Raw genomic sequence first — 15,345 nt, 5'->3', positions numbered from 1 at the left:
TGATACAAACATGAAAGCGATCAAAATAAATATATCGGTAGTCATACTGCTGATCTGTTTTGTACTGCCCTTTGGCTGTAAAAACTACCTTGATATTAAGCCACTTACGGAGCTTACAGGTAATAATTTTTTTAAATCTAAAGAAGATGTTGAAGCCTATGTTGCCAGTATATATTTAAAATTCTTTTCGAAAATTAATGAAACCTGGGTGATTGGTGCTATAGGGGAAAGCCGCTCAGGAGAAGCTTTTGCCGTTACTAATGGCAATAACTTTTCAGCCCGGAAAGTGGTGGAGGCACTCGGCAAGAATAACATAAACAGCGCCATAAATGATCCGGCCTGGCAAGGTACCTATCATTTCGAACGCATCACAAATTGGACTGGTTATTATCAGACCATACAGAGTTGCAATATTTTGATTGATAAGTTGAATCAGGGAATTCCAGGGCTCTCGGAAAAGGATAAAAAGAGATATATCGGAGAGGCTGTTTTTATGCGCTGTTTCACTTACTTCTGGATGGTCAGATTATATGGAGATGTCGTTTATTACACTAAAGCATATCAATCTGAAGCTTTGCCACGTGAAAATATGGTGTCTGTAATGAAAAAATGTATTGCAGATATGGAGGTACATGTAGATGACCTACCCTGGACATATGATAATCCTGCATTACGTGGGGTAAGGGCAAGTAAAGGTGGGGCCGTGGCATTGATCATGCACATGAATATGTGGAATGCTGGATTTGATAATGCTGGTGCCAAAGGGTACTATGAAGAAACTGCCAAATTCGGAAAGGAACTATTAGCTCAAAATGGCAGCTCTTATGCATTATTACCAATGGAAAGATGGCCGGAGGTTATCAAAGGCCGATCCGAGGAAAGCCTGTTCGAATTTTATCAAAGCGTTAATTATGGGGATAACACGTCCACTATAGCCCCATTTGGAGACTCTTTTCTAAGATATCCTTATAAATTCCCAGCCACTACTTACCTCAATTCACCAATGGCATTCAGCGGAGCATATATGGAAAAACTGTTTCCTCCCGATGTAACAGATAGGCGAAAAGAAGTATGGTATGAAGATATATATGCAAATAGTGGCCGCTTTATGATACCGAAGTTTGCTGGCAATGTTTATGCTTCAAGTGGAGAAGATAAGAACCCGGACAATAGCTTTCTGATCTTTAGGCTGTCTGATGCGATTCTTTTGCAGGCAGAGGCTTTAGCTGAACTTGGTAGGGATGGAGAGGCAATTGCCAACGTAAATCTGGTACGAACAAGGGCAGGGGCCACACCATATGATGCCGGACAGGGAGCTTTGAAGGATTTTATATTTCTTGAACGCTGCAGAGAACTTCAGGGTGAAGGTCATACCTGGTTTGATCTGGTAAGAACGAAAAGGATTTTGAACCAGCGATGGGCGAATCATCCCCTGACACTTGACCAGTTTAACCGAGGTGCCTGGACCTGGCCAATTGATAAAAATTCTTTAAAAGATAACCCCCTAATGAGGTTGAACGATTATTGGACAAATAGTGAGGGAATTTAAACAAGATAAAGATGAATAAAACGAAGATTTCAATCAATATACTATTAGCTTTTGGACTGTTTTTTTGCTTTTCAAGTTGTAAACGTGACGAATATTACATGGATGGTGGTAAGGCTAAAGCTGATTTTAATGGCACCATGTTGGAGTACCTGCAAGCCAAACCAGTTCCATTTGATACCATTGCAAGCATTGTTAAACTGGCTGGTATGGAAGCTGTTTTTAATAAGGAGGACATTACCTTTTTTGCACCGACAGATTATGAAGTTAAACAGCTGATTGGTTCTGTTAATAAGCCCAACAGTTTAAATTCAAAGCTATACCTAAATGGTAAGGATACCGTTAAAACACTGGCGGATATTGAGGGAGCCATCTGGGCCAAATATTTGCAAAGGCATATTTTCAAGGGGGCGAAAAGATTGTCCGACTATCCTCAGTATGATCCCGATCTTCCGGCAGTTTATTCCGGACAGTACTATTATGCCTACAACAAGTCAGTATCAAAAATCGGAGTCGTTTACGGTGATGTGAATGGGGTTAAGTATATCGGCTACAGGCAACTTACCATTACCTATATCAGGGATGTATCCAAGCCTGATCAGTCATTTAGTATCTATAGGGTTGCTTCATCAGATATTAAACCTAAAAATGGTGTAGTTCACACACTACAGCTTTATGGTGATGCTTTTGGCTTGGGAGCCTACGATATGATTAATGACATTGTGATTCGATAGGTATATAATAAAATAAGGAAATGAACATACAACAAATAAATAGATCAATATTAAAGGGCTTGTTTTTACTGCTGGCTTTAAGTTCCTGCAAAAAAGCAGCCGATCAGTTCTCAGAACCTTATCCTGTAAGTACAGAGGATTTAGGAATTAAAATGGACCGTGTTAAGTCACCTCAACCTTCAGATGGTGGGGCTGGAACAGAGGTCACTGTAGAGGCTACCGGGATGATTCCTTATAAGGACCAGCTCTTATTCATGTTTAATGGAGAAAAGGCGGAAATATTAGAGATTACAGAAAGCCATATTAAAGTGAAAGTTCCGGAGTCTGCAAGTACCGGAGTTCTTTCTGTTGCGGTTGGCGATGTAATTGTTTTTGGCCCCACATTTAAGGTAAATGGATTGGTTAACCCTGACCCTACATTTAAAGTGCCCAATGGAACAAATGGGCCGGTTATGCAAATACTTGATCTTATAGACGGTAAACGATTGATCGTTGGTGGTTTTACCAATTATAATAACAAAGGCGCGATTAGACCAATCAATCGCATCGCCAGCATTTTTGGCGATTTTTCTTATGATCCTACTTTACGTAGTGGTAAAGGTGCAAATGGTGTGATCAATTCCATCATTGAATACAAAGGGAAATACCTGATCGCTGGCGGTTTTAGTGGTTATGATCAACGTAAGGAAAACATTAGTAACCTCACGATGCTGAATAAAAATGGCTCTATTGATACCATAGGGATACATCCCTTTAGGAGATCGGATCAAATGGATACAGTTAAATACGTTCCTAGATTGAACGCCGGAACAGATAGAGCTATTTACCAGGTCTATAAACAACCCGACGATAAGGTAGTGGCTACCGGAGGATTCGAGTTTTTTATCAGTCGCAGATACGATCAGCCAAATAGGCAAAGACAAAAAGATACTGTTCTTCTGGATAGCATCAGGATGCCTCAGATCCTAAGGCTTAATGCTGACGGTACACTGGATAAAACCTATCGGTTTAATGTGTCTGCCAATGAGGGGTTAAAAGCGGCAAATGGACCTACACGCAGTATAATTCATACCGATGCTAAAAATCTCGGTAAGGTAATGATATATGGAAGGTTCAATAGTTTTGATGGAAATTCAGCAGCTAATATCATTAGGCTAAATGCGGATGGAACTATTGACGAAACCTTCAAGCCGGGATTAGGACCAGACAATTCTGTGTACACTGCGACTTATAACAGTCTCCTTGACCGCTATGTGATTACCGGGCTGTTTAGAACTTATAATGGTAAACCATGTGAATATCTGGCATTGCTAAAATCAGATGGATCTTTAGATGAGAGTTTTGTTCCTAAGAAATTTAATGGGCCGGGAGTGAGTTTTGCAAAACAGCTTAATGATGGTTTAATCGTCGCATGCGGATACTTTAATACTTACAATGAGGTCGCCAGAAATGGGTTTATGATCTTAAACAGTAAAGGAGAATTGGCTCCGGGCTATAATGCGACAGGATTATTCCAGGGATCACTTAATGATGTCATTGAAACCAAATCTGATGACAATAAAAGGGCATTGTTGCTAATTGGATCTTTTGATCGATTCAATAATGAACCTGTCAATAATATTATTCGGGTAGTACTGGAGTAACCTGGTCAGTTGTATCTAAACGCTATAAAAGTATAAAAAATGAAAACAAGATATCATAATACTAAAATCATGAAGTTATCCTGGCTCTGCATAGGTCTTCTGAGTATACTGGGGGCCTGCAATTCTCCTTTCGACCGGATGATACCGGAAAGGGAATACACAGATTCTGCTAATGTTGCTTATAGTAAACCTAAAGTCCTCTACATTATTGTCGACGGAGCTAGGGGTATTTCCGTACGTAACGCACAGGCAGCAAACATTAATAGCTTATTGCCTACTTCCATTTATACCTGGAATGGGTTTTCTGATGTTGATGCAACTACCAATGCAGCTAGTTATACAACTATGCTAACGGGAGTGAAAGCGGCGAAACATGGCGTAAAGTCAGATGATTTTTCTGCCAATCACTTATCAGACTATCCTGTATTGTTCAAACGGATTAAAGAAATGGATCCTGCACTAAGAACTACTGTATATACCAGTTCTTTATTACTGAATTCAAAGCTTTCTGCTGATGCAACTTCTAGTTTACAGCTTAGCGATGATGCTGCTGTTAAATCAGCAGTGGTCAATGATTTGGAAAAAGATGAATCAAGCCTTATAGTTGCACAGTTTTCCGGCGTAGATGACGCTGGAAAAACCTCAGGCTACGATTTGTCTTTTCCTGCCTACAAAACAGCTATTCTGAAATTTGATGGTTATGTAGGCGAAATGCTTACGGCCTTAAAAAACCGGCCAAATTATAAATCGGAGAAATGGCTTGTTGTGATTTCATCAAATAAAGGCGGAATGTTCCATTTGCCGGATAGTGAAAATGATAATACAGTTTTTAGCAATACGGAAATAAACACCTTTACCATTTTCAATACCTCGGAATATACAACGAAGATTCTGACCAAGCCTTATTTAGGTAATAAATTCCCCGGAAACTTTGTGAAGTTCTCAGGGGATCTAAAGGCGCTAAATACTGCTGCTGACAACTCTCTTTATAATTTTGGTGATTCAGAATTTACAATAGAGTTAAAAGTGAGAAAGAATGTTCTTAATTTTTATTATCCAAGTATGATTGGGAAACGAAGAGACTGGACCCATGGCGATATTGGATGGAACATTTTTTTAGAGGGACCTTATTGGATGCTAAATGCAAGAGGTAGTAAAAATGTAACCCGACAAGTAAAAGGAGCCAATATACCTATGGGTACATGGAACTCTATTGCGCTGGTTTGTGTAAATAAAAATGGAAAACGTTACATCCGAACTTTTACCAATGGAAAGTTTAATACGGAATCAGAAATTACGGATTTAGGAAGCTTTGATAATAATTTTCCGCTAACCTTAGGGAAATTTTCTAGTAATGGATCTATGGATGGTAACATAAGCGATGTTAAAATCTGGAAAGCTGCCATTCCTGATGATAAGATTCAACAATTTGCCTGTGATACCTATGTTGACCCCGGGCATCCTTATTATGATTATCTGATTAGCTATTGGCCTATGATGGATGCTTCAGGAAACCATTTTAAAGATGAAGGTCTTGCAAAAAATGATCTTATCCTTCAGGACGGAACCGTAGCCTGGCAAAATCTTAGCGAACTGATTTGCTCGCCACCGGCTACAGATTTATCACAATTAGTACCTGGTACTGTTGATATCCCCGCTCAAATTTATACTTGGTTAAGGATACCAAGGCAGGAAAGCTGGTCATTAGACGGACGTATATGGCAGGATCAATAAATGAATGTAGGATATATTAAATGTAAGATAATGAAGAAACAAAACAGTAATATTTATAAATGCCTTGTTCTAATATTAATCATCTTTTTACAATCTTGTAAACAGGATGAACTGGAGAACTTTGCAAGTAAGAAAGGTGCTTCAACAAATGTTTCTATAAAGGGACAAACAGGACAAATAAAAAAAGATGTAGAGGTTGTGAGGATACCGGTTGAGATTCAGCTTTCCGGTAGCGCAACTCAGGCTTTTGATGCACATTTGGAGCTGGATGGGGATGCAATTACCAATGCAATTACTGGAGATTTACTGCCAAATACATTGGCCATGCCAGTAGAATCAATATTTATCCCGGAAACAGTGGTCATACCTTTCGGCTCAACTAATGCCGTATTTGATGTACTAGTAAGTGTCTCTGACTTGGAAAAATTTTATTTTACCAGTAAAAAAGTAGCTTTCGCATTGAAATTGAGCGAGGTTACCAAAGGCAATACCATCAACGAGGAAAAAAACATTGGGATCATTTCTATAGACCCAAGGGGAATTATATCAGCCACCGAAATGCATGCAATCTCAATTAAAAATGGAGGTGGGGGCAAATTGGAAGTTTCAGGAACAAGTAATTATTTGCCAAGCGTAGCTTCAATTGGTATCCCTCTAGATGTATCCCTATCGGGGGTACCCTCGAGATCCTTTACCGTTGATGTAGCTATTAATAGTGATACTGTTGCAGTCCTGAAATCAAAAGGGGTTATTCCTCAAAATGCAGTGATGATGAAGACAGGAGAGTTTGAAATGCCCGCTCAGGTAACAGTAGATCAAATCAGTAGTACAGGTAAATTAGACCTCACCATTCCTTCAGAAACATTGTTGAAATACAGAAATAATAAAATCGCATTGGTGGTTCAGTTAACTGGTAGTAGCAAGCATGTTGTGGATCCGGTTAACAGGACCGTTGTCTTGTTGATTGATCCCGCCAGTATCATTGCTGCAAATAAATATACAATATGGTTACCCTTACTTAATAAACCCCAGTTTAATGTACTAAATAGAAAATTCAACTCATGAGAAAGAAAAATAGTATGAACAAACTTTTTACGTTACTATTAAGCACAATTATTTTTACTTCTTGTGTTAAAAATATGGACATAGTACCTGGACCGACCGAAGGAAATCCACCACTTGTTGATTTTGAAGTCGTTCCAGGGGACGATGCATTCACCTTCGACTTCAAGAATAACTCGAAGAATTATAAGAGACTTGAATGGCGCTTTGGAGATGACGGTATTTCTACTGAAATTGCTCCAAGTCACGTATTTGCTAGGGCAGATACTTTTGACGTTAACCTATCAGCGATATCAGAGGATGGATCAATAGCGAAAAAGGTGATGCGTGTGATGATCGTCCCTGATAAGGCCATAAATTTTATAGCTGAAAGTCAAGGTAGTAACAAAGTTAAGTTTAGTGTGAAATCAGCAAATGTAAAGGTGAAAAGTTTATCCTGGAATTTTGGGGATGACTCAGATTCAACTACAGTAGCAGCTCCAATTAAAGAGTATGGCCCCGGTAAATTATATACCGCTAAGCTTACTGTAACAACAGAAAAAGGTTCGGTATTTACAGTGAAAAAATTGGTAACAAGTAATGGAACGGTGGTTGATGTAACATCTAAGTACTTGCTTAATGTCGGGCCTAAATTTGCTACTTCAGAACGATTCGGTAGCAGATGGGGTGTTGTTGCTAATTGGAGAGTGAATGCTGCAGTGAGACAACGTGATGGTGGCATGGGCAGCTGGGACGAATGGGAAGGAAATAGTATGTCTATGGAATCTTGGGGTGGGGAACCTGATATTGTAAATGGTAAGATACAACAGACTGCTTTACTTCCACTTCCCGTAGGTGAGTATTTTTATACGCTCTTTTTCCATGATTATCAATTCAAAGATCAGTTTTATACCGTTATTGCAAAAGGCAATGAAATACCGGATGTTGATAAGGTGGAGAGCAATCCAGATGTTTTAGGTTATACCAAATCTAACGGGAATGCTCCACTTAATTTTACTACCAATTTTAAAGTGGCCACACCATCTAATGTAACTTTTGGTTTTGTATCTACAATGATTCAGAGTGATCAAACTTTTAAGCTTACCTATATCAAGCTTTACGAATTGGATAAGTAGGATGCTATAAGGGTAAAAGATGACTGTTCTTTTACCCTTATTAAATTCAGAATTGATTGCTTAAAGGGCTATTGACCGCCTTTTAGTTTTAATAGCCTCTTTAATTTCTTTACTCCCTAAGTGCTGAGGTAAAAGGCTCCTCAAGCACTGATTAATTAAAAAAACAGTATTCATGTTGTTAACAGAAAATTATGCATAAAAATCTCTTTTTATTTGACACGAGCAGTTTCCTGAAGCCAGATTCTGCTGAATCATTATTGGCTTCAGGAAAAACCAGGTATGTAAGGGTTAAAACAGAACTGAGTCCGAAAAATTTACGCGGCCTTTGGGATATTACAGTTGGTGAAAAAGAGAAACCTATACCATCAAGGTTAAATGGTAAACTTTCAGTTGTCAAAGATCCAATAAAACAGTCCCGCGGTTGGCGCCACTTGTTTAATCATAAAAATCTTAATAGCTGGCATGCGTTGCCAGATGCTGAATGGAAGGTCGAGAATGGGACCATCCTGAATACAGAAACATTGCATGGCATTTTTGACACAAGTAAGTCCAGGCTCTGTCAATGTTGGTATTAATGATTATTGTGTGTATTTATAAAGTTTACCAATGGATAAGATTAGTTATGATGAATTTCTGGATGCTCTAGAAAAAGTCAATATTTTTCACCGACAAATTCGAAAGGAGGGACCGGATGAAAAAAATAGTTTAAACGCCCCAATCGCCAGTGATGTTAATAGCAGTATATTGGAATTGCTACGAAGGCATGCTACCAACAGGATAATTGATGCAGTTCGATTATTTTTGGAATCCGAAAAAAGTGATAGGAAATTACCATTTTCGTCTACTGAAGATGTCTCAATAGTGTTTTTTGTCGAAAGATATACTTTAAACCAATTGAAGATAATCAGAAGCATTGGCCCAGGCAGCCTTATTCTGTTGGATAGAATATTGACACAGGCCGGGTATAGATTGAGAGAACGGTGAAGAGCTGCCTCACAGATGACATACACTTTATAATAGGGTAATCAAGTAACCAAACAAATATTTTTTAATACTATTCCATAAAACTCTTTAAAGATAAATAAATGAAAAGAAGACAATTGATGGCCCCAATCGCCCTTAAAGGAACAAGGAAAAGCCTGAATTAAGGAAATCTCCACAACAGTATGCAAATAAGCTATACGAAGTAAATTCTAATTAACATTAATTAAAAATAGAATAACGAAACTATGAAGAGAAATGCCCTATTAGGTGTAATGCTGGTAGTAGTTACCTCATGTACCCAAACATCCAAGCAAAATGCACAGGGTGATGGACAATATGAAACAGAAAATAACAAGAACCTGTTAATAGGTTCATGGGTTGAGCCCAATCCCATTAACAAGAATGAAGTTCAAGGGGTTACAATTAGTAATGATGGAACAGCAAAATCCATTAATATGGCAACATTGGTCTATAAAAAATGGTGGAAAGAGGATGGTAAATTGATTTTGGTGGCTGAAAGTATTGGCAATGGTTCATCTAGTTTGGACACGACCAAATATGAAATTATCAAATTGACTGACAAAGAGTTGGAATTAAAAGATAGGGCGTTAACGATTTCTTATAAAAAACAGTAAAAGTTAGCTGCCAAGTAACCCACTAATGCAAAGTCAGCAATCTGCAAATGGAGAAAACTAGACTGATAATGGATTGACTTTAATTAAAAAGACAATCTTATTATTTCGGATTACGTATTTCATAGAAGAAATTGGTGGCCGAATTAATTTAGTTTTCAAATAAGGATGAAATGTAATAGATAAGAGTAAAGGAGAGGTCATCTTTTACTCTTATTAAATTCATAGTTGATTGCTTAAATTATAATTACTGCTGCCCTTTAGATTGAATACGATCCATGACTTCTTTACGAATAGGTAATTTGGCTATTTTGATTAAATCTTCTTTAAATTTTTTCGATCTCAATATGGCATAGAGTACTAAACTGGAGTTAGTTCTTTTACGAGAGCTAACTCCTTTTTTTTGGCTTGTAAGCTGTTGTTAATGTGATAGATAAGACGGAAGGTCAGGTTCATCGGGGCGGTTCGATTTATCGCTCCGTCAAAAACGAATTTTTTCAGGGAAAATCGAACCAACAATATATTGCCGTCCTTCAATATCGGCCTCTAAAAATAATTTGGATAGGTTTTAAGGCTTTCTAATGATTCGTCCACTGCGGCATAGATATCCCGGTCTAATTGTATTTTTTGATCCAATTCTTTAATCTCAGCTTCAGCTCTCAAAATGCCTTCTTCTGCTTCGTTTTTAAGTTGTTTATATTCATCTGAGGAGATCGTGTCGTTGAGCAGTAATTCACGTGCCCTGGTGATCCTAAGGTTGTAATCTGTGATTTTCTTAATGAAGGTAGACCTATCGTTTTCAAGGAAGCTGGCACTGTCATCATAGGTATCGCATACGACTTGCCTGAACAGTTGAGCCATACCCGGCCTGGGGACAAAATTTTTGAGAAAGCCTTCAAAATAATGGTTGACTGCATCACATCTGAATCTGACGTTACATGGTCTTTTGCAATGGTAGTAGTAATAAAGTTGATGCCTGCCCTGTGAAGCGCTTCCTGTTAAGATGCGGCCACATTTGTGGCAGATCAGGAAGCCCCTGAGTGAAAGGTCTTCTGGTGCCCGGACTTTTACATACTGATTTCTTTTCCTGCCATCCATGGCATCCTGTGCCTGATAGAATATTTTTTCTGATACCAATGGTTCATGCAATCCGGCTACCAAATGCATGTCTTCATCGCCAAACTTAGGTACGATGATTTTACCGCAGTAGCAGGGATTGCGAACGGCGTTCCAGAAGCTGACCCTGCTGCATTTTAATCCTTGGCGTTTAGCGAGCGCCCAGATGTGTTCAGTAGGGTAGATGTCTTTTGCGATGGACTCAAATACCCAGGTCATAAGTTTGGCTTGTAATCCGTCGGGTGCGATGTATTTCACCCCATTCTCTCTGACCTTGTTTTTATAGCCTGGTAGCGCTGGCCCCATCCAGCGGCCTCCTTTTCTGGCCCTTCTCATGCCATACTTTACATTTAGTCCTCGCCGGTCATTCTCGACTTCGGGCATGGGTAGGTAAACGGCCAGCATGAGTTTTTGTTCCGGTACTGTTAAGTCGAGTGGCTGTTCAATCGCAATGGGGATGATGCCATAGCCAGTTAGAAAGTTAATCATGTTGTATCCGTCCATGGTGTTCCTGCTGAACCGATCCCATTTGGTGAAGATGATGAAATTGAGATTTTTGCCTTTTGTTTTTTTGATCTCGTTGACCAGCTGGCTCCATTCGGGGCGCATGAAGGTTTTGGCGGAATAATCTTCATAGATGATTTTTCCGACGGTATTGATAAGCATGAGAATGTTTTGATTACTGGCCCCACCGGCATCGGTAAAAGTTATATTGCTTCAGCTTTGGGACATCAGGCCTGTGCGAACGAGTATAAGGTGCTGTATTGGAGTACCCCTAAGTTGTTCACCAGATTGAAGCAGGCGAAGGCCGATAACAGTTATACCAAGGAGATGTTGAAAATTGAGCGATCCGAATTGCTGATCTTGGATGATTTTGGTTTGCATCCTTTGGATGCCCCCTCCAGGGCGATGCTCATGGAGATCATTGAAGACAGGCATGAGCAGATGTCGCTGATTATTACTTCTCAGTTGCCGGTAAGCGCCTGGTTTGATATGATAGGTGATAAAACGATTGCGGATGCCATCTTAGACCGGATTGTGCACAATGCCCACCGCATTGATGCCATTGGTTATGACCACAATATGGTTATGGAAAGTCCATTGCAAGATATAAGGATAAATAATCTATTGCGTTATTACTTTACATTTAGACTTTCCATAATAATCACCTTTTACCGAACTCTTTCAGCCAAGTTATCAAGTTTCTGTTATCAACCCATTCTCCATTAGGTATAGAAGGAGTAAGACATTCTGATGCCCTTTCTATTGCCTCTCTTTTTTGTTTAGAATCTGCTCTGGCATAAACCTCTGTGGTCTGGATGGAAGTGTGGCCCAGCAAGTCCCTGATCCAAATAAGATTTACGCCGGATTGCAACAGATGCATCGCCCGGCTGTGCCTTAGCTGGTGACAACTAGTTACATCAGGTATAAGGTGAGGATTGTGTGCCCGGGCCATATCTGCATATTTTTTCAGGATATAAGTGATTCCCGCTCTGGTAAGTTTTTTACCGGCACTATTCCAGAAGATAGGTCTTTTCATATTTATCCCGCAATCAATATTGTACCGGTCCATATATTTCATGAGTATTTCAACTACATGTTCTGAGATAGGTACTATCCTCACTTTTCGTCCTTTCCCATACACCTTGATAGAGAATGGTGTATACTGTATCTGCAATGATTCTATTGTAAGGTCTGCCAATTCCTGTACCCGACAACCCGTGTCATACATCAGCGCAAGTATAGCCACGTGTCTCAGTTCCCTGTTGTTTGTATAATCCGGCTGCGCCAGTAGCAGTTTTACTCCTTCTTTTGTATAGTGTACTGGAGTTGGATGCATTTTTTTCAGATTTCTGATTGCCAAGATTCTTTGCCATTGATCCAGATACTCTATGCTGTCATATTGAAGATACGACACAAAGGAATGTATCGCTGCCAATCTGTTGTTACGGGTTGCAATGCTATTACCATTCTTCTCAACCAGCCATCGCAGATATTCCAGTACATTGTCTCTGTTAATGTCCGACAATGTCACCTTCTCGACCTTTAGTTGTTGCTCGTCCCTCAGGAATGAAAAGAAGGAGACAAAAGAATCACGGTATGCAGATATCGTATTTGGACTAACATTCCGTTCGTGGGGGAGATATTCTCCCAAGAATGCTGTAATATACTTTGCTATGTTATTCGTTGCCATCGTTTTTAGGATATATAAAGTCATTGAGAGTGGTGCACTGATCCAATAATTCGGGGTATTCTTGGCAGGTGAGTCTTACATACCCTTCAGTGGAATGAAGGGACCTGTGTCCAAGGCAAGCTGACAACAAAGGCAGGGCGGAATATATGTCCATACCACCCTTTACCATCTTCGCTAGAGAGTGTGTTGCCATGGTATGCCTAAGATCATGTACACGTGGGCCAAAGCGTTCACCCCTATATACAATTCCACATTTTGTATATATCTTTCTAAACCAGTTGTAGGCATTGGCAGATGATAGTGCCGTGCCGTTTAATTTCATGAGGAACGGGTGGTCAGGGGCAGATATGCCCTCTACCGGTACCATGCTCCGATAATGCAGGTATTTCAGGATATTTTCCTTTAGGCTGTCACATATCGGGACCAAACGTTCTTCACCATTTTTGGTACTGCTCCACGTTCCGACTTTTAGGATATTCCTGTCCAGGTCCACATCCTTGTTCCTCAATGAAATGGCTTCCGTGATCCTTATACCCGTACTGTACAAAAGCCTGATCAAGCAGGGCACCGATATGATCGGGTCATCCTTCCTGTGACTTTCACGCAATAGGCTATCAGATTCATGGAATATTGCCAGCATCTGCTCTTCCGTGAAGATATAGGGCGTAAAGCCACGGTCATTAACACATTTTGGCAAGGGCATTATATATGATTTAGCTCCCTGCTCATTCATATATCTGGCAAGTTGTGACAGTTTGGAACATTTTCCATAGAATGTCCTGCTACAGTCATTCATCCTGGACGTTGACCAAGCAACTATCAGATCTTTCGTAATGACAGGTTCCCTTAGACCGTAATGAACGGTGAACTCATCAAACTCTTTGTATGTCCACTTTGTGGATATCACATTGAACCCGCAGGATTCTTTTATGCGGATAAGGGCTTTCATATATGGAGAAAGAGGTCCTTGGTAGTTGAACGGGTTAGTCATAGAGCCATCCCCCTTTCTGCATATAAAAGTAATCCTTTGGTTCCGGCACTTCCAATACGCATTCCAGCATATGTGATAGGTCAATCCGTATATAGGTTCTGGTGGTATCTGCTTTCGAATGGCCCAAAGTTTCCGATATGATCGGTATAGGTGTTGATTTATCCAGCATCCTTTGGGCCAGACTGAACCTTAGGGCATGTCCTCCACGGTGTCTGTCCCCGAAATCTATTCCGGATGACATAAAAACAGTAAGGATTGCAGAATGGACGGCTCCACCATCAAGTTCCCTGTACGGTGGCCGACAGCTCAGGAACACCTTCTCGGACATGGACTTTGGACGGGCATACCGTAGATAGTCTATAATCGCATTGCCAACTACGGATAACAGCGGCAGGGTCAATGGATTTCCTGTTTTATATTGTACAAGGGCTATTTTATTGTTTTCCCAATCTATGTTATTGAAGCTCAAATTGGACACATCAGATACACGGAGCCCAAGCCGGGAACACAATAACACCATTGCATAATTACGTTTGCCGACATTGTTCGAAAGGGATATCGATTGCTCTATCTTCCGTACTTCATCCTGGGAATAAAACGAAGGAACTTTCGTGCGCTTGAACCTATTGCCTAGTGAGCTCAGCATACGTGAAAAGTCCCTGGAAAGAACCTTTTTCCGAAAAAGGAACGAAAGAAAGCGCCTTGTGTTATCGATATATTCCTTCCGTTGATGTTCGCGGCTCTCAACATACTGTGTTATTGCCTCTTCAGTTATGCCGGAAAGGTTGTTTATTCCATTCTCAAGCAGATATTCTATGAAGTTGCTAATAGACTTTTTGTAACGCTGGAGAGTTTTCTTCTCGTTAATACGCCGGGATTTCAAAAAATCGAGGTACTGATTCGCGGCCTCCCCAATTTCACCCCTTAATGGGAATTGTACCGCACAATGCATTCTTCCTCCGAGATTGTTGTTCAACAACACGCGGGTTAATACATCAACACTCTTGACAATGTCACGATGATGGAGTGTAACACTGAAACCATCATGGCACGTCAGCACGAAATCATTGCCGATGCTCTCCTCATAGTCCAACAGACCCCGTGATAACATATACGCGAGGATGCCTTTCTTCCACAACCAATTATAGGTGTAGATTCTGCTACTCGAATACCTTGCTTCTATTAAAAGCCGATTGGCTTGCTCAATAAGCTTTTGAATTTCCATAACTTTTACTTTTAATGTTGAAACTGCATTGTTTCACATTAAAGTTATGGAAAGGGGTTATGGATAGTGTTTTTGTAAACCGCTAAAGTTAAGTTCCCTAGACAAATCTCAGTCATCAAGTTTCCATAACCATATTGTGGTCATAACCCTCCTTATGGAAAGCTTTCCATAAGGAGGGCGAGTCGATGCGGAAAATACGTCCAAAAAAGATAGAGGAAAATGTTTATGATTAGGGGTTTTAAGCGTTGAAATGTACACCACCCTAAAGTAATAAGGTTTATGCAATTTTAGAAATCGTCTATGTCGTGATGATTTAAAATGAACCGCAGAATGATAAGTTTTTTTATTAAAGCATCCCGATTTGGAAAG

The 15,345-nt window shown here is 39.9% G+C and carries 13 protein-coding genes and 1 pseudogene; 9 read left to right on the top strand and 5 right to left on the bottom strand.

What is annotated here, in order from left to right:
• Positions 1–10 precede the first annotated feature (10 nt).
• The 8 genes from CPT03_RS12165 to CPT03_RS12125 all read left to right on the top strand — a co-directional run bounded on the left by CPT03_RS12165 (position 11) and on the right by CPT03_RS12125 (position 9,453).
• Entirely contained in the window at positions 11–1,549 is a 1,539-nt protein-coding gene (locus tag CPT03_RS12165) for a RagB/SusD family nutrient uptake outer membrane protein (RefSeq protein ID WP_099439102.1), read from the top strand.
• An 11-nt stretch (positions 1,550–1,560) separates the two neighbouring features.
• On the top strand, positions 1,561–2,280 hold the full coding sequence (locus CPT03_RS12160; RefSeq protein ID WP_157766424.1) for a hypothetical protein: 720 nt from the start codon (positions 1,561–1,563) through the stop codon (positions 2,278–2,280).
• A gap of 20 nt (positions 2,281–2,300) precedes the next feature.
• Positions 2,301–3,923 (top strand): DUF5008 domain-containing protein, encoded by a 1,623-nt coding sequence (locus CPT03_RS12155; RefSeq protein ID WP_099439100.1) that lies wholly within the window; start codon positions 2,301–2,303, stop codon positions 3,921–3,923.
• Between the two features lie 39 nt (positions 3,924–3,962).
• Positions 3,963–5,657 (top strand): LamG-like jellyroll fold domain-containing protein, encoded by a 1,695-nt coding sequence (locus tag CPT03_RS12150; RefSeq protein ID WP_099439099.1) that lies wholly within the window; start codon positions 3,963–3,965, stop codon positions 5,655–5,657.
• A 30-nt stretch (positions 5,658–5,687) separates the two neighbouring features.
• The gene (locus CPT03_RS12145; protein ID WP_157766423.1) at positions 5,688–6,722 is read left to right on the top strand and encodes a DUF1735 domain-containing protein; all 1,035 of its coding nucleotides are present in this window, start codon (positions 5,688–5,690) and stop codon (positions 6,720–6,722) included.
• Between the two features lie 74 nt (positions 6,723–6,796).
• Entirely contained in the window at positions 6,797–7,834 is a 1,038-nt protein-coding gene (locus tag CPT03_RS12140; protein ID WP_157766422.1) for a DUF5013 domain-containing protein, read from the top strand.
• A 191-nt stretch (positions 7,835–8,025) separates the two neighbouring features.
• Entirely contained in the window at positions 8,026–8,409 is a 384-nt protein-coding gene (locus CPT03_RS12135; protein WP_099439096.1) for a hypothetical protein, read from the top strand.
• Positions 8,410–9,063: 654 nt separating this feature from the next.
• Positions 9,064–9,453, top strand: coding sequence for a lipocalin family protein (locus CPT03_RS12125; protein ID WP_099439094.1), 390 nt, complete (start codon positions 9,064–9,066; stop codon positions 9,451–9,453).
• 543 nt (positions 9,454–9,996) lie between these two features.
• On the opposite strand, the gene CPT03_RS12120 is transcribed toward CPT03_RS12125, so the two are convergent.
• On the bottom strand, positions 9,997–11,232 hold the full coding sequence (locus CPT03_RS12120) for a recombinase family protein (protein WP_099439093.1): 1,236 nt from the start codon (positions 11,230–11,232) through the stop codon (positions 9,997–9,999).
• A gap of 9 nt (positions 11,233–11,241) precedes the next feature.
• Between CPT03_RS12120 and CPT03_RS12115 the strand changes: the two genes are divergently transcribed.
• Positions 11,242–11,796, top strand: coding sequence for an ATP-binding protein (locus CPT03_RS12115; RefSeq protein WP_172954174.1), 555 nt, complete (start codon positions 11,242–11,244; stop codon positions 11,794–11,796).
• On the opposite strand, the gene CPT03_RS12110 is transcribed toward CPT03_RS12115, so the two are convergent.
• The 4 genes and pseudogenes from CPT03_RS12110 to CPT03_RS23385 form a co-directional block, all read right to left on the bottom strand.
• Positions 11,732–12,760, bottom strand: coding sequence for a tyrosine-type recombinase/integrase (locus CPT03_RS12110; RefSeq protein WP_099439091.1), 1,029 nt, complete (start codon positions 12,758–12,760; stop codon positions 11,732–11,734). The genes CPT03_RS12115 and CPT03_RS12110 overlap by 65 nt on opposite strands.
• Positions 12,747–13,751 (bottom strand): tyrosine-type recombinase/integrase, encoded by a 1,005-nt coding sequence (locus CPT03_RS12105; protein ID WP_099439090.1) that lies wholly within the window; start codon positions 13,749–13,751, stop codon positions 12,747–12,749. The genes CPT03_RS12110 and CPT03_RS12105 overlap by 14 nt, the downstream gene beginning before the upstream one ends.
• On the bottom strand, positions 13,744–14,397 hold the full coding sequence (locus CPT03_RS23100; protein ID WP_245869824.1) for a site-specific integrase: 654 nt from the start codon (positions 14,395–14,397) through the stop codon (positions 13,744–13,746). Before CPT03_RS23100 ends, CPT03_RS12105 begins: the two co-directional genes overlap by 8 nt.
• A 135-nt stretch (positions 14,398–14,532) precedes the next feature.
• A pseudogene (locus CPT03_RS23385) lies at positions 14,533–14,703 on the bottom strand (hypothetical protein); the annotation flags it as partial.
• Positions 14,704–15,345: the final 642 nt, after the last annotated feature.

This window comes from Pedobacter ginsengisoli (assembly GCF_002736205.1).
In the GTDB taxonomy this organism is placed as follows: Bacteria; Bacteroidota; Bacteroidia; order Sphingobacteriales; family Sphingobacteriaceae; genus Pedobacter; species Pedobacter ginsengisoli_A.
This window is presented reverse-complemented; position numbering and strand designations above follow the sequence as displayed.